Here is an 18064-nt window from a genome sequence, read left to right on the forward strand (position 1 = left end):
TTAAGGAGGGTTAACAGGCGGGTCGCATAAGCGCGTGATAGCCGCGGTCAAACCACACCAGCCCTTGCGGCGCGGGGTGGCGAATAATCGAAACGATGTCGCAAAACAGGATGTCGTGCGTGCCCACGCTCACCACCTGGCTGATACGGCAGTCAAACGAGGCCAGCGCCTCCTCCAGACGCGGGCACCCCGTTTCGCCGGTCTCCCAGCGCGCGGCGGCGAAGCGCTCGTCCATCGGGGTTTTCCCCCCAAACAGGTTTGATAGCGGCTCTTGTCCGGCGCTCAGGGTATTGACGCACAGGGTGCGGTTTTCACTGAAGGTCGGCCAGACGGATGCGCCACGGTTCAGGCATACCAGCAGCGTGGGCGGTGAATCCGTTACGCTGCACACCGCGCTGGCGGTGAAACCCGCCATCCCGGCAGGACCGTCGGTGGTGATGATATTGACCGCCGCACCGACGCAGGCCATGGCATCACGGAAGGTTTGTTTATCGGGTGTCATCATGGTGGCTCCTTATGCCAGTGCGCATGCGTCTTCAAAGGCCAGACGCGGCAAACGGCCGTAGAGTTTGCTGGTATCGCCATAGCCAATATTGATAAGCAGATTACTTTTCAGCGACGTGCCGGTGAAAAACGCGTCGTCGACTTTTTGGCGATCAAAGCCTGACATCGGGCCCGTATCGAGCCCCAGCGCCCGACAGGCGAAAATCAGGTAAGCCGCCTGCATCGCGCTGTTGCGAAAGGCTGTCTCTTCGGCAAGCGCCGGGCTTGAGGTAAACCAGCTCCGCGCATCCCCGTGGGGGAACAGGGCGGGAAGGCGTTCATAAAATTCACTATCCCAGGCGACAATCGCCGTAACCGGGGCGGTGAGGGTTTTCTCCAGGTTGCCGCTGGAAAGCGCCGGGCGCAGTTTTTCTTTTCCCTCTGCGCTTCGTACAAACACAATCCGCGCTGGCGAGCAGTTGGCGGACGTGGGACCCCATTTCATCAGGTCGTAGATCTCGCGCAGCGTCTCGTCGCTGACGGGGATCGCCTGCCAGCCGTTATGGGTGCGTGCGCCGGTAAACAGTGATGCCAGCGCGCCAGGGGTAATCGCTTCGCTCATCAGGGCTCCTTATAAAGCGGGTTCAGGGCTGTGCAGCAGGCTGGCAAGCCCGTTCAGCAGCAGCGTATTAAAAGTTTCTGGCTCGGTGACGTTGCAGGCGTGCCCGCCCTGGCGCATTACCACCTTGTGGCTGCCGGGGATGGCCGCCTGCAGCTCAGTGGAACAGACCGCAGGGATGAGCAGATCGTCGGCGGAGCAGATAAGGTGTACCGGGCAGTGAATGCGTGAGGCATGGCGACTGAAGTCCGCTTTCTTCAGGGCATTCAGCCTGTGCAGCAGGTTGTTTTTGCCCTGGAAGTGGGCCAGTGCCAGGGCCTCTTCGGCCTCCAGGCGCGGCGCGCGGGCGGCCATCCAGTCGGCCGGGTAAAGAAACAGCGGCTGCGCCTCTACCCACGCCTGTGCGCCGCCTGCATGAAGCAGGCGTTCACGGATCTGGAAACAGCGTCGGGTATGAGCATTCAGAGTGAGCCAGCCGTTCACGCACACCAGCGCGCTGAGGGCATCGGGGTGGTCGAGCGCCAGCTGCAGGCCGATCAGCGCCCCCAGCGCATGACCCACGACGCAGTAACGAACGATCCCGGCGGCATTCAGCGCCCGGGCCAGCTCGTCGGCCATCATCGCCAGGCTGTAGGCTTCCGGCAGCACGTCGGGATTATTGCCCGTCCCGCGCTGGTCGTAGCACACCACCTGGTACTCTTGCTCCAGGACGGCAAGCTGCGGTAGCCAGTAGCTGCCGCCCCCGCCAAGCCCGGCAATCAGGACAACCGTGGGCGCGCCGTCGTAAGGGGGAGGTGAGACAGAGAGCTTCATGGCCGCCTCACTTTGCGATGTGTGCAACGGTCGCGATTTCAACCAGCGCATCTGGCCTCACCAGCCCACACTGAATGCAGAACCGGGCCGGTTTATCACCGGGAAAGAACTCGGCGTAAATGTCGTTAATCGCGGCGTAGTTTTTCCAGTCGGTGATAAAGATACTGTTGAACGTCACATCCTCCATTGTGCCACCCGCTGTTTCGATCACTTTTTTGATCGTCTCCAGCACGTGGCGGGTTTGCGCCTTTGGGTCGTTGGGGTAGACCACGTTATTGTGCTGATCAAACGGCAGCGTGCCGGATACATACACCACACCATCGGCCAGCGTGCCGGGCACGAACGGGGCAATCGGAGTACTGGTTCCTGGCGGAATAATCACGGATTTCGGCATGGTCTTGTTCCTCAGGCAATACGGGCTAGCGGTGGATTCAGGGCGTCGCAAAAATCCGCGACGTTGCTGACCCAGCCAAAAAAGGTTTCGATGTTGAACAGGGCCGCTTGCTGCGCAAACGCCGGCCCGGCCTGATGGGTGGCGTCTTCCAGCACCACGCCAAAATATTCCAGGAAGAAGCCGTCGCGCAGGGTGGATTCCACGCAGACGTTGGTAGCGATGCCGGTAAAGACCAGATGACGGATCCCCCGGCTGCGCAGCAGGCTGTCGAGCGGGGTGTTGAAAAAGCCGCTGTAGCGCGGTTTGGGCAGCACGATATCGCCTGCCTCTGGCACCAGCTCATCCACCAGCTGGTAATCCCAGCTGCCTTTCGCCAGCAGTGTGCCCTGCAGTTCGGGCCGTTTGCGCATGGTTTTCAGGGCGTTCGATTTATGGAAATTGGGAGAGCCCGGGCCACCGGCCTCCACATATTGATCGTCCCAGCCGTTCTGGAACCAGACGATCAGCATGCCAGCCGCGCGGGCTGCGTTGACTGCGGTTTTAATGTTCTCAATCACCGGTCGGGTGGCGGAGACGTCAAATCCCGCCAGATCCAGATAGCCGCCCTGGCTGGCATAGGCGTTTTGCATATCCACCACAATCAGGGCACTTTGGTGCGGCGCAAAGGTGATGGCTTCCGGACGTGCTGCAAGCGTGGTCATTACGCGACCTCCTTTGTGATAGCAGGAATGTGGGCGCGGCACTGCATCAGCGGCTGAATGCGCTCGCCGAATGTTTCCACACCGGTCAGGAACTCATCGAAGGTCAGCAGCACGCCTTCCGCACCGGGCACGGCGGCCACTTCATCGAGCATTCTGGCGACGCTGGCATAGGAACCGACCAGCGTGCCCATGTTGATGTTGACCGCTGAGGTCGGGTCGGCCATCTGACGGACGTTGGTGTCCGAGCCGGAACGGGTATCTTTCTGGCTCTGTTCGGTGAGCCAGCTCAGCGCTTCATCGTCCGCGCCCGCCTTATACCGTTCCCATTTCGCGCGGGCGGCGTCGTCGGTTTCGTCGGCAATGACCATAAACAGGACATAGGAACCCACATCGCGACCGGTTTTGTCCGCGGCCTCTTTCATGCGTGCCGCGGTCGGGGCGAAGGCGGCTGGGGTATTCACGCCTTTGCCAAAGCAGAAGTTGAAGTCGGCGTATTTAGCGGAGAATTCCATTCCTGCGTCGCTCTGCCCGGCGCAGATCACTTTCATCGGGGCGGAAGGCTGCGGGCTGACGCGGCAGTCGTTCATGGTGAAGTAATCACCTTTGAAGTCGCTTTTGCCGGTGCCCCAGAGATCGCGCAGCACCTGCACATACTCGGTCAGGTAGTCGTAGCGGCGGGAGAAATACTCGTCGCCCGGCCAGATCCCCATCTGCTCATATTCAGGTTTTTGCCAGCCCGTAACCAGGTTAACGCCAAAGCGACCACCGGAGATGGAGTCGATGGTGGAGGCCATTCTGGCAACGATCGCCGGCGGCAGGGTGAGGGTGGCGGCCGTCGCGTAGATCTGAATGCGCGAGGTGACGGCTGCCAGCCCGGCCATCAGGGTGAAGGACTCCAGGTTGTGATCCCAGAATTCGGTCTTGCCGCCGAAACCCCGCAGTTTGATCATCGAAAGCGCAAAATCGAAATGGTAGTGCTCCGCCTTCTGCACGATAGCTTTATTCAGCTCAAAAGTAGGCATGTATTGCGGGGCGGTGGTCGAGATTAGCCAGCCGTTGTTGCCGATAGGTACAAATACGCCAATTTTCATCACGAACCTCTCTTTACGACGTTGCAGGTAAAGAGGGTTTTGCAAAGGCAATGCCAGTTTTGAAAATGGCTTTGTTATTAATGTGTTAATCAATGGTTGGTTAATTGAGATACGCAAATGTGGACTAAATGGTCAAAAACATTGCACAGAAAACAGGCATTCATGCGCGATCGGAGTGCAGAGTGTCGTGGTCGGTGAGGGGTTTTGCTATGCTGATGGCAACGCAAAATATGGAGAGCGGGAATGACACAAGGTGCAGTGAAAACACCCGGTAAACGTTCGCAGGCGGTCAGTGCGAAGAAGCAGGCCATCCTGAGTGCGGCGCTGGAGACCTTTTCGCAGTTTGGTATTCATGGCACGCGCCTGGAGCAGGTGGCGGAACAGGCCGGGGTGTCGAAAACGAATCTGCTCTACTACTACCCGTCGAAAGAGGCGCTTTATATTGCGGTGATGCAGCAGATCCTCGATATCTGGCTGGCGCCGCTTAAGGCGTTTCGCGAAGAGCTTGCCCCGCTGGTGGCGATCAGGGAGTACATTCGCCTGAAGCTGGAGGTGTCGCGTGATTATCCGCAGGCGTCACGGCTGTTCTGCCTGGAGATGCTGCAGGGCGCACCGCTGTTGCAGGCGGAACTGACCGGGGATCTAAAACAGCTGGTTGACGAGAAATCGGCCATTATTGCCGGATGGGTGGCGGGCGGGAAGCTGGCTCCAGTTGACCCACATCATCTGATCTTTATGATTTGGGCCTCCACTCAGCATTACGCTGACTTTGCGGCCCAGGTTGAAGCGGTAACCGGTAAGACGCTTCAGGATGAGGCGTTTTTCCACAGCACGCTGGAAAACGTTCAGCAGATGATCATTGAAGGGATCCGCGTGCGTTAGTTTCCCGGCGGAAGAGGGCAGCTTAAATCGCCCTCTTCACACTGCATCAGTGAGGCAAGAAACGCTTCACGCTCAACGGTTTTTTCGTTCAGGCACTGGCTGATGATCATCGGCTGGACGCTGCCTCCCTCAGTACCCGACCCTATAAAGTTGCAGTCGGCATCGCGCAGGGCAATCCACGCCTGCTGTGCCTTTTTCAGAAGCTCACGCTGTGGGGCTTCTGCGCGTTTGATGGCAGCCTGATACGTCTGATTCAGTTTTTTATCGGCGGCCTGGTACTGCTGCGCCGTACAGGTGTTCATTTCAAGCTGGGTGGTCGCATTTGCGCACTCTTCTGCCAGCGCGTTCGCGCTCAGCAGCAATGCAGCCCCCGCGATCAGATATCTTTTCATCATCCCCTCCATGTAAAAAAGCCGGATGCGCTGTGCTTATCCGGCCCTGGTTATTTTGTCACCCCGATAAGCGTAGTGCCACCGGGGATATTTTACACGATTAACCGATTGTCATCAGGCTCGCGTTACCGCCCGCCGCCGCGGTGTTCACGCTGAGCGAGCGCTCAACGTACAGACGTTCCAGCAACAGGTTGGTTTCGCCGCGGGCAAAGCCCTGTACCGAAACAATCGCACCGCTGCGGGCCGCTACCTGCTCGCACAGTTCGCGCAGCTGGTCGGAATCACCGTGATAGATAACGGCATCAAACGACTGAGTCAGCAGAGCATCGGGCTTCGCAAAATGAATGCGGGCAGAGACCGTTTTCGGCAGCTGTTTCGCGAGGTCACGATGCAGTGCATCTTCCGGCCACAGCACTTCACAACCGGTTGCAGCAGCGGCGGCCAGCTGAACCAGCGCATCCTGCTCGTTGTCCGCCACGCACAGCACACGCTCGCGCGGCATCAGCGTCCAGGTGTTGCGCTCACCGGTTGGCCCCGGCAGCAGGCGCTGCGTTCCCGCCTGCGCCAGTTCGCCATACTGCTGTGCGACAGCGCGCAGTTCCGGGCGTGTTTCTGCCCACGTGATGAGCGCCTCCAGCGGCTGTGTCAGCACGGCCTTCAGCTGCGCGTCCACCGGACGTTCGGCATCCTGACGTGCCAGCGTCACGCCGAGCGCATTGTCCGGACGGTTTGCCAGCAGACGGTACAGGTAGAGTGGACCACCGGCTTTTGGACCGGTACCTGACAGACCTTCACCGCCGAATGGCTGTACGCCCACCACCGCGCCGACCATGTTACGGTTCACGTACAGGTTGCCTACTTTAGCGCTGCCGGTCACCTGAGCGATGGTCTCATCGATGCGGGTATGCACGCCGAGGGTCAGGCCATAGCCGGAGGCGTTAATCTGTTCAATCAGCTCGTTGAGGTTGTTACGGTTGTAGCGCACCACGTGCAATACCGGGCCAAAGACCTCTTTTTTCAGCTCGTCGAAGCTGGCCAGTTCAATCAGCGTTGGCGGCACAAAGGTGCCGGTCTGCCACTCGCGGGCATCCTCGCTGTTTTCACGCACGGCCTGGAAGACCGGACGGCCTTTGGCGCGCATGGTCTGAATGTGGTTTTCGATATTTGCTTTGGCTTCCGCGTCGATAACCGGCCCGATATCGGTCGTGAGACGGCCCGGGTTACCCATGCGGCATTCGGCCATCGCGCCGCGCAGCATCTTCAGCGTGTGGTCTGCCACGTCATCCTGCAGACACAGCACGCGCAGGGCGGAACAGCGCTGGCCCGCGCTGTCGAAGGCGGAGGCGAGAACATCGACCACCACCTGCTCGGTGAGCGCGGAGGAGTCGACGATCATGGCGTTCATGCCGCCGGTTTCAGCGATGAGCGGCGTTGGACGCCCCTGCGCATCAAGACGGGTGGCGATGTTGCGCTGCAGCAGGGAGGCCACTTCAGTCGAGCCGGTAAACATCACGCCGCGCACACGGTTATCGGCGGTCAGTTTCGCCCCGACCGTTTCACCGCGGCCCGGCAACAGCTGTATGACACCCGCAGGCACGCCCGCTTCCAGCAGAATGTTAATACCCTGAGCGGCAATCAGCGGGGTCTGCTCCGCCGGTTTTGCCAGCACGCTGTTGCCTGCGGCAAGTGCGGCGGCAATCTGGCCGGTGAAGATCGCCAGCGGGAAGTTCCACGGACTGATACACACCACCGGACCGAGAGGACGGTGGGTTTCGTTATCGAAATCATCACGAACCTGGCCTGCGTAGTAGTGCAGGAAGTCGACCGCTTCACGAACTTCGGCAATGGCGTTGCTGAAGGTTTTACCTGCTTCGCGCACCAGGATCCCGATGAGCGACTGCATCTGGTCTTCCATCAGCACCGCAGCACGTTCCAGAATGGCGCCACGCTCTTGCGGCGGCGTCGCGAACCAGATTGGCGCGTTATTCACCGCACTGTCCAGCGCCTGATCCACTTCTGCTTCGGTTGCTTCACGCACGTAGCCGACGATATCTTTTGGCTCCGCCGGGTTAATCACGGGCTGCATTTCGCCATCAGCGACGGGCTGCTCCAGAATCGGTTTGGCCTGCCATTTCTGCAGCGCGCTGTTGAGCAGGGCGGAGGAGAGGGAGGCCAGACGGTGTTCGTTCGCCAGGTCCAGGCCCGCGGAGTTCACGCGACCTTTGCCGTACAGTTCACGCGGCAGCGGGATCTTCGGATGCGGCAGGCCAATCTGACCTTCCTGGGCCGCCATCTTCTCAACCGCCTGCACCGGATCGGCAACCAGCTCGTCAAGCGGCAGGGTGGTATCGGCGATACGGTTAACGAAGGAGGTGTTCGCCCCGTTCTCCAGCAGACGACGCACCAGGTACGCCAGCAGGGTTTCATGGGTGCCCACCGGGGCATAAATACGGCACGGACGGTTCAGTTTGCCATCCGCCACTTTACCGGTGACCTGCTCGTACAGCGGTTCACCCATGCCGTGCAGGCACTGGAACTCATACTGACCCGGATAGTAGTTCTGACCGGCCAGGCTGTAGATGGCCGCCAGAGTGTGGGCGTTATGGGTGGCAAACTGCGGGTAAATCAGGTTCGGCACGCCGAGCAGTTTTTTCGCGCAGGCAAGGTATGAGACATCGGTGTAAACCTTGCGGGTATAGACCGGATAGCCTTCCAGACCTTCCATCTGGGCGCGTTTAATTTCGCTGTCCCAGTAGGCGCCTTTTACCAGGCGGATCATCAGGCGACGGCGGCTGCGGCTTGCCAGGTCAATCAGGTAATCAATCACGAACGGACAACGTTTCTGATACGCCTGGATAACGAAACCAATTCCGTTCCAGCCTGCCAGCTCCGGCTCGAAGCACAGTTTTTCCAGCAGATCGAGGGAGATCTCCAGGCGGTCGGCCTCTTCGGCATCGATGTTGATACCGATGTCGTACTGGCGCGCCAGCAGGGTCAGGGATTTCAGGCGCGGATAGAGCTCTTCCATCACCCGGTCGTACTGCGCACGGCTGTAGCGCGGATGCAGGGCCGAGAGCTTGATGGAGATCCCCGGGCCTTCATAAATACCGCGACCGTTTGACGCTTTACCAATGGCGTGAATCGCCTGCTGGTAAGAGACCATATAAGCCTGCGCGTCGGCGGCGGTCAGCGCCGCTTCACCCAGCATGTCGTAAGAGTAGCGGAAACCTTTATCTTCGAGCTTACGGGCGTTGGCCAGCGCTTCCGCGATGGTTTCGCCGGTAACAAACTGCTCGCCCATCAGGCGCATCGCCATATCCACGCCTTTGCGGATCAGCGGTTCACCGCTCTTGCCGATGATGCGGTTCAGGGAGCGAGAGAGGTTGGCTTCGTTATGAGTCGAGACCAGTCGGCCGGTAAACAGCAGGCCCCAGGTCGCCGCGTTGACGAACAGCGACGGGCTGCGGCCAATGTGTGACTGCCAGTTACCGTTGCTGATTTTGTCGCGGATCAGTGCGTCACGGGTGGCTTTGTCAGGAATACGCAACAGCGCTTCCGCCAGACACATCAGCGCTACGCCCTCCTGAGAGGAGAGGGAAAACTCCTGCAGCAGACCCTGTACCATTCCGGCGCGGCCGGTGGCATTTTTCTGGTTACGCAGTTTGTCGGCAAGCTGATACGCCAGGCTGTGCGCCTGAGAGGCAATGGCTTCTGGCAGACGGGCCTGCTCCAGCAGCATCGGTACGGCGTCGGTTTCGGCACGACGGTAAGCACCGGTAATGGCGGCGCGGCTGACCGACTGAGGCAGGATCTGCTCGGCGAATTCAAGGAACGGCTGATGGTTTTCGTCAGCAGCGGCGGAAACCTCATCACTTTCATTGGCTGCACCCGCCAGCAGCGCGGGCAGCTCTGGCAGCCCCTCATCGCTTTCGAGTCTTTCGAGGTAGTTAAAAATCGCCTGCTTGATTAGCCAGTGCGGCGTGCGGTCAATGCGGGTTGCTGCGGTCTTAATCCGTTCGCGGGTTGCGTCATCCAGCTTAACCCCCATGGTGGTCATACCCATGCCAAAGCTCCTGTTGTTCTGTCGTCGTGTGCTATCGATAGCGTGAAATATCCACCATGTTGCAACTTTGTGCAACCGTGTTAAATGTGACCTGGTTTGCAACCCAGGAAATGAATGGATTGTTAAGAGATGGTTAGCTGGAAAAAAGTGTTGGCTTCTGGATGAGAGGCCTGTTTTTATGCGGGACTTAACACTTTTAAAAGGTGCAACCCGTAAAAGCGTGAGCGAGTGCAACCTATACGAAAGACGTATAAAACCAGGGATGAATTTGATGTAAATGCAGTGTTAAATCGTTTGTGTGCGAGCACTGCTTACGGCAGGATACGCGCGGCCAACAGAAACACATACACACATCACTACGTTCCGGTGATGACATAACAAGGCAACCCGGACGGTTGTCGCTCGACATTTTGGAGAATTTGAATGGCAATTAGCACACCGATGCTGGTGACATTTCTCGTTTATATATTTGGCATGATCCTGATAGGGTTTTTGGCATGGCGTTCAACAAAGAACTTTGACGACTACATTCTGGGCGGGCGTAGCTTAGGGCCGATGGTTACCGCACTCTCTGCGGGCGCGTCCGACATGAGCGGCTGGCTGCTGATGGGGCTGCCGGGGGCGATTTTCATCTCCGGTATTTCTGAAAGCTGGATCGCCATTGGCCTGACCGTCGGGGCATGGATCAACTGGAAGCTGGTTGCAGGCCGTCTGCGCGTGCATACCGAAGCCAACAACAATGCGTTGACCCTGCCGGATTACTTCACCGGACGCTTTGAAGATAACAGCCGCGTGCTGCGTATTATCTCTGCGCTGGTTATCCTCGTGTTCTTCACCATCTATTGTGCCTCTGGCATTGTGGCCGGTGCGCGCCTGTTCGAAAGCACCTTCGGCATGAGCTATGAAACGGCGCTGTGGGCCGGTGCTGCGGCAACCATTCTCTATACCTTCGTGGGCGGTTTCCTGGCCGTAAGCTGGACTGACACCGTGCAGGCGAGCCTGATGATCTTCGCTCTAATCCTGACGCCAGTCATTGTCATCTTCACCGTCGGCGGCTTTGCTGATTCGCTGGAAGTGATTAAGCAGAAGAGCATTGAAAACGTCGACATGCTGAAAGGGCTGAACTTTGTCGCCATCGTTTCTCTGATGGGCTGGGGTCTGGGCTACTTCGGTCAGCCGCACATTCTGGCGCGCTTCATGGCCGCTGACTCTCACCACACGATTGTTCATGCCCGTCGTATCAGTATGACGTGGATGATCCTCTGTCTGGCGGGTGCCTGTGCGGTTGGTTTCTTCGGCATCGCTTACTTCAACAATAACCCGGCGCAGGCAGGTGCAGTAAACCAGAACGCCGAGCGTGTGTTCATCGAACTGGCGGGCATTCTGTTCAACCCGTGGATTGCCGGTATTCTGCTCTCCGCGATCCTGGCGGCCGTGATGTCCACCCTGAGCTGCCAGCTGCTGGTCTGCTCAAGTGCAATCACCGAAGACCTCTACAAAGCGTTCCTGCGTAAAGATGCGAGCCAGAAAGAGCTGGTATGGGTGGGGCGTTTCATGGTGCTGGTGGTGGCCTTAATTGCCATTGCGCTGGCGGCAAACCCTGAGAACCGCGTGCTGGGCCTGGTAAGCTACGCGTGGGCGGGCTTTGGTGCGGCGTTTGGTCCGGTGGTGCTCTTCTCGGTGCTGTGGTCGCGCATGACCCGCAACGGCGCGCTGGCGGGGATGATTATCGGTGCGCTTACCGTTATCGTCTGGAAGCAGTTCGCCTGGCTCGGTCTGTACGAAATTATCCCGGGCTTCATCTTCGGCAGTATCGGCATTGTGGTGTTCAGCCTGCTGGGTAAAGCGCCTTCTGCCTCAATGCAGAAACGTTTTGCTGAAGCAGACGCACACTATCATACTGCACCGCCGTCTAAGCTGCAGGCTGAGTAATCTTTTTCGCTGATAGTCAGGCCGGGTAAGCACGCGCGCTACCCGGCTTTTTTCTTGCCAAAATCCGCAATTTACGATGATATCGCTGTGCTTATAACAATGAGGATAGCGAAGCATGACAATCAAAACAGGGGTAATGGCAGCGGCATTATTGATGCTGGCGGGCTGCAGTGTGCCGTCGCAACACGCGGCGATGGAGACCTGCAAAGCGGATAACCAGATGCAGCAAACCACGCTCTATTTCGGGCTAAACCGTCCTGCAGGGGCGCAAATTACCACCGGCGAGTGGCAGCAGTTCGTTGACCAGGACGTGACGCCGCGTTTTCGCGATGGCCTGACGGTCTTTGATGCGCGCGGGCAGTGGCTGGGTAACGACGGGAAAGTGGCGCGTGAACCGAGCAAGGCGCTTATGCTGATCCACGGTAAAGATGCGCAGAGCGAGAAGAATATTGAAGCGTTGCGCGGTATTTATAAATCACGCTTCGCGCAGGAGTCGGTGATGCGGGTCGATCAACCGGTGTGCGTGCAGTTTTAATGAAAAACGGCGGGAGAACCCGCCGTTATCGCTTACAGCACCAGTCCTGCAAAGCTGGCGGACAGCAAACTGACCAGCGTCGCGCCATACACCAGACGTAAGCCAAAACGCGATACCACGTTCCCCTGTTGCTCGTTCAGGCCTTTGATCGCCCCGGCCACAATGCCGATAGAGGCAAAGTTAGCGAACGACACCAGGAAAACGGACAAAATGCCCAGTCCGCGGGGTGACATCTGATGCGCAATTTTTTGCAGCTCAATCATTGCCACAAATTCATTTGCGACCAGCTTGGTTGCCATAATACTGCCGGCATTCAACGCGTCGCTCAGTGGGATACCAACCAGCCACGCCAGCGGATAAAATACATAGCCCAGGATCTGCTGGAAGCTCATACCAAATACGCTGGAGAAGAGGGCGTTAACGGCGCTAATAAGGGCAATAAAGCCAATCAGCATCGCCAGAATAATCATCGCCACTTTAAAACCGGCCAGAATATACTCGCCAAGCATTTCGAAGAAGCTCTGGGACTCGTGCAGCTTTTCAAGCTTGATGTCCGGCTCTGCTTCCGGGCGCGCCGGGTTGATAATGGAGAGAATAATAAAGGTGCTGAACATGTTCAGGATGAGCGCGGCAACGACAAATTTGGCGTCGAGCATGGTCATATAGGCACCGACAATCGACAGAGATACTGTCGACATGGCCGTGGCCGCCATGGTGAAGAGACGACGAGAGGAGAGGTCGCCCAGTACACCCTTGTAGGCAATAAAGTTTTCAGACTGTCCGAGGATCAGCGAGCTCACCGCGTTGAACGATTCCAGCTTACCCATGCCATTCAGTTTTGACAGCAGTGTCCCGATCACCCGAATAAAAATCGGCAGAATTCGCCAGTGCTGAAGAATACCAATCAGTGCGGAGATAAAAATAATCGGGCAAAGTACGCCGAGGAAAATGAACGCCAGTCCTTTTTCACCCATCCCGCCAAAGACGAAATTGGTGCCTTCAGCCGCGAATTTCAGCAGTGACTCAAAGAATCCCGAGACATATTTAATAATGAACAGCCCGCTTTCGGCATGCAGGAAAAAGAACGCCAGGGCTATTTCAATGATAATCAGCTGTAAAACAAAACGAATGCGAATTTTTCGGCGGTCGAAACTCACCAGCCAGGCAAGCGCAAGAATAATCACCAGCGCCAGCAGGAAATGGATAATGTTAAACATGGTTAATTTTCAGTTGGTTTTTGAGGCAGATATTTAGCCACAGCCCTGATTAACCGTAAATGGGCATTTTCGCTATAACTTATAAACTTAACGATAACGCCAGCAATTATTACCAGGCTGGGTGTTTACAACTCGTCATCAAAACAACACACATTTCGCTTGTTTTTCTTGCTGGCGTAATGATAATCACTATCACAAGAATTTACCTTTCTTTGCATCAGTTGACCGCGATAAACATTTAAGGTGTCGGCATGTTTGTTCCATTTCTCATTATGTTACGTGAAGGTCTCGAAGCGGCCCTCATCGTCAGCCTCATCGCCAGTTATCTGAAGCGAACCCAGCGTGGACGCTGGATTGGTGTCATGTGGATTGGGGTATTCCTCGCCGCAGCACTCTGTCTGGGCCTTGGCATTCTTATCAATGAAACCACCGGTGAGTTTCCCCAGAAAGAGCAAGAGTTGTTTGAAGGGATCGTGGCCGTTATTGCCGTGGTAATCCTTACCTGGATGGTGTTCTGGATGCGTAAAGTGTCCCGCAACGTGAAGGTGCAGCTGGAGCAGGCGGTGGATAACGCCCTGCAAAAGGGCAATAACCACGGCTGGGCGCTGATCATGATGGTCTTTTTCGCCGTGGCGCGGGAAGGGCTGGAGTCGGTTTTCTTCCTGCTGGCGGCATTTCAGCAGGATGTGGGGATCTGGCCACCGCTGGGTGCGATGCTGGGTCTGGCCACTGCGGTGGTGCTGGGATTCCTGCTCTACTGGGGCGGCATTCGCCTTAACCTGGGTGCATTCTTTAAATGGACCAGCCTGTTTATTCTGCTGGTGGCCGCTGGGCTGGCGGCGGGGGCGATCCGCGCTTTCCACGAAGCGGGCCTGTGGAATCACTTCCAGGAAGTGGCGTTCGACCTCAGTAACGTGCTCTCAACGCACTCCCTGACCGGTACCTTGCTCGAAGGTATATTTGGTTACCAGGAAACGCCGAGCGTCAGCGAAGTGGCGATGTACTTTATCTATTTGGTTCCGGCGCTGGTGCTGTTTGCCATGCCGCCGCGCACCGGCACTCAGACGTCGCGCGTTGCGCCGTAATCTGTCTGCATTAGTTACAACATACTTTTAAAGGGAAGAGTCATGGCAATTCAGTTCCGTCGTAGTGCGTTATGCGCAGGCATTGCCGCGCTGTTCGCTTCAGCATTTTCCGCCTGGGGCGCGGATGTTCCGCAGGTCAAGGTTTCGGTCAATGATAAGCAGTGCGAGCCAATGACCATCACGGTCAACAGCGGCAAAACCCAGTTTATTATTCAGAACCACAGCCAGAAGGCGCTGGAGTGGGAAATCCTGAAAGGCGTCATGGTGGTGGAAGAGCGTGAAAATATCGCGCCAGGCTTTAGTCAGAAGATGACCGCCAACCTGCAGCCGGGTGAATATGAGATGACCTGCGGGCTGCTGACGAACCCTAAAGGCAAGCTTATCGTGAAGGGCAACGCCACGGCGGACGCCGGAAAAGGCACGGCCCTGTTGAGCCTGGGTGATGCGATTACTGCATATAAAGCGTATGTCATCAAAGAGACGGCGGACCTGGCTACCGGTACCAAAGCCTTCACCGATGCAGTAAAAGCGGGCGATATCGCGAAAGCGAAATCCCTGTATGCGCCAACCCGTCAGCATTACGAGCGTATTGAGCCGATTGCCGAGTTGTTCTCTGACCTGGATGGCAGCATTGATGCCCGAGAAGATGATTTTGAGCAGAAAGCCGCCGACCCGAAATTTACCGGCTTCCACCGTCTGGAGAAAGCCCTGTTTGGCGATAACACTCTCAAAGGGATGGATAAATATGCCAATCAGCTGAACAGTGACGTGCTTGAGCTGCAAAAACGCATCAGTGAGCTGGCCTTCCCGCCATCAAAAGTGGTGGGCGGTGCCGCGGGTCTGATTGAAGAAGTGGCGGCAAGTAAAATCAGCGGTGAAGAAGACCGTTACAGCCACACCGACCTGTGGGACTTCCAGGCGAACGTCGATGGCGCGCAGAAAATTGTCGATCTGCTGCGTCCTCAGCTGCAGAAAGATAACAGCGAACTGCTGGCGAAAGTGGATGCCAACTTCAAAAAAGTCGACACCATTCTGGCGAAGTACCGTACCAAAGACGGGTTTGAAACCTACGATAAGCTGACCGATGCCGACCGTAACGCGCTGAAAGGCCCGATTACCACACTGGCGGAAGATCTCTCCCTGCTGCGTGGCGTACTGGGTCTGGATTAAGCACGATGAACAAGCAGAATGAACACGACGTGGTGGAACCTTCACGTCGTCGATTGTTAAAAGGGGTAGGGGCGCTGGGGGGCGCCCTTGCTCTGGCCGGAGGGTGCCCGGTGGCGCATGCGGCGAAACCGCAAAGTGCTCCCGGCACGCTGTCACCCAATGCACGCATGGAGACGCAGCCTTTTTATGGCGAGCATCAGTCGGGCATTCTGACGCCACAGCAGGCCTCCATGATGCTGGTGGCTTTTGATTCGCTGGCAAGCGATAAAGCCGATCTTGAGCGTTTGTTCCGCCTGCTGACGACGCGCATCGCGTTTCTCACCGCCGGTGGTCCGGCGCCGGACACGCCTAACCCGCGTCTGCCGCCGATGGACTCCGGTATCCTCGGGGCATTCATCGCTCCGGATAACCTGACGATAACCGTTTCGCTCGGTGAGTCGCTGTTTGATGCGCGCTACGGGCTGGCAAAACAGAAGCCAAAAGCACTGCAGAAAATGACGCGTTTCCCGAATGATTCTCTGGATGCTGCTCTCTGCCACGGCGATCTGCTCCTGCAGATTTGCGCCAACACCCAGGATACGGTGATCCACGCGCTGCGCGACATCATCAAGCACACGCCGGACCTGCTGAGCGTTCGCTGGAAGCGGGAAGGGTTTATCTCTGACCATGCCGCCCGCAGCAAAGGGAAAGAGACGCCGGTTAACCTGCTGGGCTTTAAAGACGGCACGGCCAACCCGGACAGCCGTAATGACCCGCTCATGAAAGAGGTGGTCTGGGTGACGGCCGATCAGGGCGAGCCGGCATGGGCTGTGGGGGGAAGCTATCAGGCGGTGCGGATTATTCAGTTCCACGTGGAGTTCTGGGACCGTACGCCGCTCAAAGAGCAGCAGACGATTTTTGGCCGCGATAAACAGAGTGGCGCTCCGCTCGGGATGAAGAACGAGCATGATGTGCCTGACTACGCCAGCGATCCGAATGGCGATGTCATCGCGCTGGACAGCCATATCCGCCTGGCCAATCCGCGTACCAAAGAGACACAATCCAGCCTGATGATGCGTCGGGGATATAGCTATTCACTTGGCGTAACCAACGCCGGCCAGCTCGATATGGGGCTGCTGTTTGTCTGCTATCAGCACGACCTGGAGAAGGGCTTCCTGACCGTACAGAAACGCTTAAACGGGGAAGCGCTGGAAGAGTACATTAAACCCATCGGCGGCGGTTATTTCTTTGCCCTGCCTGGCGCACGCGATCGCAACGCCTATCTCGCTCAAGGGTTGATTGAAGCCTGATAATTGTCCCTGCGATAATTCGCGGGGACATTATTTTTTCATATGCCTGTCCTGCTGTTATATTTCTGTAATATTCCTGTATGAGACTGATTTCCACTGTAGGGACAGTCTTAAAGTTACGTTCAGGTAAAATAAATGTTGCATTTATGATAACTCCTGATGTACTTAAGATAAGACAGCGGTAGTTCCCGGCAGTGATGCTGAATCACTATGGAGATCGCGAATGGTTGCGTCCTGTACTGGACATGGTAAACACAACACCCGCAGCACCCGGCGCGGAGGCTCAGACTCCGGCAGCGATTTCCTCACCACAAAATTATCCCCCTCGACTCAAGAATCTCTTTCGACCGACGTGCAGAATGGTGCGCGTAGCCGTTCTGTTGCGTCATCCGGTAAAGCAAGCAATGGCTTACAAGGAAGCCAACCCTCTGATGTTCGTGCGCATAATCGTGCTGAAACTGGCACGTGTGATGAATACCAACAACTCAAGGTGCTATCCATGGGAAGACAAAAAGCAGTGATCAAAGCTCGTCGCGAAGCAAAACGTGTGCTGAGACGGGATTCACGTAGCCATAAACAGCGTGAAGAAGAATCGGTCACCTCGCTTGTGCAGATGAGTGGCGTAGAAGCAATTGGCATGGCCCGAGACAGCCGTGATAATTCTCCAATTGTGGCGCGCAATGAGGCTCAGGCGCACTACCTGAATGCTATCGAGAGTAAACAGCTCATCTTTGCAACCGGCGAAGCCGGATGCGGGAAAACGTGGATCAGTGCAGCCAAAGCGGCAGAGGCGCTGATCCATAAAGACGTGGAGAGAATTATTGTCACCCGTCCGGTACTGCAGGCTGATGAAGATCTTGGCTTCTTGCCCGGAGATATTTCAGAGAAGTTTGCCCCTTACTTCAGGCCCGTCTATGACGTGCTGGTGAAACGTCTGGGAGCATCCTTTATGCAGTACTGTCTGCGACCAGAGATTGGCAAGGTGGAAATCGCGCCGTTCGCTTATATGCGCGGACGTACATTTGAAAATGCGGTCGTCATTCTTGACGAGGCTCAGAACGTGACCGCAGCGCAAATGAAGATGTTTTTAACGCGCCTCGGGGAAAACGTGACGGTCATCGTCAATGGTGATATTACCCAGTGCGATCTGCCGTCGGGCGTGAAGTCCGGACTGAGCGACGCCATGTCACGTTTTGAGGAAGATGAGATGATTGGGGTGGTACGCTTCACGAAAGAAGACTGCGTGCGTTCAGCGCTCTGCCAGCGTACGTTGCAAGCGTACTATTGAGTTAGCCGTTGTGTTCAAGGCCCGGGAAACCGGGCTTTGTTTTTTGTGCGGGCGTCCTGTCCGGGGAATATAAAAGAAAAAAGCCCGTACTTTCGTACGAGCTCTTATCT

At 56.8% G+C, this 18064-nt stretch carries 16 protein-coding genes; 7 read left to right on the plus strand and 9 right to left on the minus strand.

What is annotated here, in order from left to right; genetic code table 11:
- Positions 1-10 precede the first annotated feature (10 nt).
- Genes rutF through rutA form a run of 6 tightly spaced genes read right to left on the minus strand, consistent with a single transcriptional unit; the run spans position 11 to position 4101 of the window.
- A complete protein-coding gene (rutF, locus tag AAIR21_RS09200) occupies positions 11-505 on the minus strand; it encodes an NADH-dependent FMN reductase RutF (protein WP_014169496.1) in 495 nt (164 codons plus the stop codon).
- Between the two features lie 9 nt (positions 506-514).
- A complete protein-coding gene (locus tag AAIR21_RS09205) occupies positions 515-1105 on the minus strand; it encodes a malonic semialdehyde reductase (protein ID WP_025204485.1) in 591 nt (196 codons plus the stop codon).
- Positions 1106-1114: 9 nt separating this feature from the next.
- Entirely contained in the window at positions 1115-1915 is an 801-nt protein-coding gene (gene rutD / locus AAIR21_RS09210; RefSeq protein WP_020884719.1) for a pyrimidine utilization protein D, read from the minus strand.
- A gap of 7 nt (positions 1916-1922) precedes the next feature.
- Positions 1923-2309, minus strand: a complete 387-nt coding sequence (rutC, locus tag AAIR21_RS09215) for a pyrimidine utilization protein C (protein WP_050736619.1) — start codon at positions 2307-2309, stop codon at positions 1923-1925.
- A gap of 11 nt (positions 2310-2320) precedes the next feature.
- Positions 2321-3010, minus strand: a complete 690-nt coding sequence (gene rutB / locus AAIR21_RS09220) for a pyrimidine utilization protein B (RefSeq protein WP_020884717.1) — start codon at positions 3008-3010, stop codon at positions 2321-2323.
- A complete protein-coding gene (rutA, locus tag AAIR21_RS09225) occupies positions 3010-4101 on the minus strand; it encodes a pyrimidine utilization protein A (protein WP_025204484.1) in 1092 nt (363 codons plus the stop codon). Before rutA ends, rutB begins: the two co-directional genes overlap by 1 nt.
- 243 nt (positions 4102-4344) lie before the next feature.
- Here rutA and rutR point away from each other — a divergent pair, with 243 nt between their 5' ends.
- A complete protein-coding gene (gene rutR / locus AAIR21_RS09230; protein WP_014169502.1) occupies positions 4345-4983 on the plus strand; it encodes an HTH-type transcriptional regulator RutR in 639 nt (212 codons plus the stop codon).
- Here the strand turns inward: rutR and AAIR21_RS09235 are convergent.
- Both AAIR21_RS09235 and putA read right to left on the minus strand, forming a co-directional pair.
- A complete protein-coding gene (locus AAIR21_RS09235) occupies positions 4980-5375 on the minus strand; it encodes a lysozyme inhibitor LprI family protein (protein WP_020884714.1) in 396 nt (131 codons plus the stop codon). The genes rutR and AAIR21_RS09235 overlap by 4 nt on opposite strands.
- A gap of 100 nt (positions 5376-5475) precedes the next feature.
- Entirely contained in the window at positions 5476-9438 is a 3963-nt protein-coding gene (gene putA / locus AAIR21_RS09240) for a trifunctional transcriptional regulator/proline dehydrogenase/L-glutamate gamma-semialdehyde dehydrogenase (RefSeq protein WP_050736621.1), read from the minus strand.
- A gap of 423 nt (positions 9439-9861) precedes the next feature.
- Here putA and putP point away from each other — a divergent pair, with 423 nt between their 5' ends.
- Together putP and AAIR21_RS09250 are read left to right on the plus strand one after the other, a co-directional pair.
- Entirely contained in the window at positions 9862-11370 is a 1509-nt protein-coding gene (gene putP, locus AAIR21_RS09245) for a sodium/proline symporter PutP (RefSeq protein ID WP_020884712.1), read from the plus strand.
- A 115-nt stretch (positions 11371-11485) separates the two neighbouring features.
- Complete coding sequence (locus AAIR21_RS09250) at positions 11486-11905, plus strand: DUF3574 domain-containing protein (protein ID WP_014169506.1); 420 nt, start codon at positions 11486-11488, stop codon at positions 11903-11905.
- Positions 11906-11937: 32 nt separating this feature from the next.
- Here the strand turns inward: AAIR21_RS09250 and AAIR21_RS09255 are convergent, their stop codons facing one another.
- Entirely contained in the window at positions 11938-13122 is a 1185-nt protein-coding gene (locus tag AAIR21_RS09255) for a NupC/NupG family nucleoside CNT transporter (RefSeq protein WP_183516465.1), read from the minus strand.
- 251 nt (positions 13123-13373) lie between these two features.
- Here AAIR21_RS09255 and efeU point away from each other — a divergent pair, with 251 nt between their 5' ends.
- The 4 genes from efeU to phoH all read left to right on the plus strand — a co-directional run bounded on the left by efeU (position 13374) and on the right by phoH (position 17954).
- Positions 13374-14207 (plus strand): iron uptake transporter permease EfeU, encoded by an 834-nt coding sequence (gene efeU / locus AAIR21_RS09260; RefSeq protein WP_020884710.1) that lies wholly within the window; start codon positions 13374-13376, stop codon positions 14205-14207.
- A gap of 42 nt (positions 14208-14249) precedes the next feature.
- Positions 14250-15377: an iron uptake system protein EfeO gene (efeO, locus tag AAIR21_RS09265; protein WP_183516464.1), complete on the plus strand. Its 1128-nt coding sequence runs from the start codon at positions 14250-14252 to the stop codon at positions 15375-15377.
- A 5-nt stretch (positions 15378-15382) separates the two neighbouring features.
- Positions 15383-16666 (plus strand): iron uptake transporter deferrochelatase/peroxidase subunit, encoded by a 1284-nt coding sequence (gene efeB, locus AAIR21_RS09270; protein WP_020884708.1) that lies wholly within the window; start codon positions 15383-15385, stop codon positions 16664-16666.
- 499 nt (positions 16667-17165) lie between these two features.
- Complete coding sequence (phoH, locus tag AAIR21_RS09275; protein WP_024908976.1) at positions 17166-17954, plus strand: phosphate starvation-inducible protein PhoH; 789 nt, start codon at positions 17166-17168, stop codon at positions 17952-17954.
- The last annotated feature ends 110 nt before the right edge of the window (positions 17955-18064 follow it).

The organism is Enterobacter sp. PTB, assembly GCF_051130085.1.
In the GTDB taxonomy this organism is placed as follows: Bacteria; Pseudomonadota; Gammaproteobacteria; order Enterobacterales; family Enterobacteriaceae; genus Enterobacter; species Enterobacter ludwigii.

What these genes read in the sequence shown, in the direction of transcription:
- rutC (WP_050736619.1), bottom strand. Translation starts at nt 2,309, where the DNA reads ATGCCGAAATCCGTGATTATTCCGCCAGGAACCAGTACTCCGATTGCC.
- rutB (WP_020884717.1), bottom strand. Translation starts at nt 3,010, where the DNA reads ATGACCACGCTTGCAGCACGTCCGGAAGCCATCACCTTTGCGCCGCAC.
- efeB (WP_020884708.1), top strand. Translation starts at nt 15,383, where the DNA reads ATGAACAAGCAGAATGAACACGACGTGGTGGAACCTTCACGTCGTCGA.
- rutR (WP_014169502.1), top strand. Translation starts at nt 4,345, where the DNA reads ATGACACAAGGTGCAGTGAAAACACCCGGTAAACGTTCGCAGGCGGTC.
- putP (WP_020884712.1), top strand. Translation starts at nt 9,862, where the DNA reads ATGGCAATTAGCACACCGATGCTGGTGACATTTCTCGTTTATATATTT.
- AAIR21_RS09250 (WP_014169506.1), top strand. Translation starts at nt 11,486, where the DNA reads ATGACAATCAAAACAGGGGTAATGGCAGCGGCATTATTGATGCTGGCG.
- efeU (WP_020884710.1), top strand. Translation starts at nt 13,374, where the DNA reads ATGTTTGTTCCATTTCTCATTATGTTACGTGAAGGTCTCGAAGCGGCC.
- rutD (WP_020884719.1), bottom strand. Translation starts at nt 1,915, where the DNA reads ATGAAGCTCTCTGTCTCACCTCCCCCTTACGACGGCGCGCCCACGGTT.
- AAIR21_RS09255 (WP_183516465.1), bottom strand. Translation starts at nt 13,122, where the DNA reads ATGTTTAACATTATCCATTTCCTGCTGGCGCTGGTGATTATTCTTGCG.
- rutF (WP_014169496.1), bottom strand. Translation starts at nt 505, where the DNA reads ATGATGACACCCGATAAACAAACCTTCCGTGATGCCATGGCCTGCGTC.
- rutA (WP_025204484.1), bottom strand. Translation starts at nt 4,101, where the DNA reads ATGAAAATTGGCGTATTTGTACCTATCGGCAACAACGGCTGGCTAATC.
- efeO (WP_183516464.1), top strand. Translation starts at nt 14,250, where the DNA reads ATGGCAATTCAGTTCCGTCGTAGTGCGTTATGCGCAGGCATTGCCGCG.
- phoH (WP_024908976.1), top strand. Translation starts at nt 17,166, where the DNA reads ATGGGAAGACAAAAAGCAGTGATCAAAGCTCGTCGCGAAGCAAAACGT.
- AAIR21_RS09205 (WP_025204485.1), bottom strand. Translation starts at nt 1,105, where the DNA reads ATGAGCGAAGCGATTACCCCTGGCGCGCTGGCATCACTGTTTACCGGC.
- putA (WP_050736621.1), bottom strand. Translation starts at nt 9,438, where the DNA reads ATGGGTATGACCACCATGGGGGTTAAGCTGGATGACGCAACCCGCGAA.
- AAIR21_RS09235 (WP_020884714.1), bottom strand. Translation starts at nt 5,375, where the DNA reads ATGAAAAGATATCTGATCGCGGGGGCTGCATTGCTGCTGAGCGCGAAC.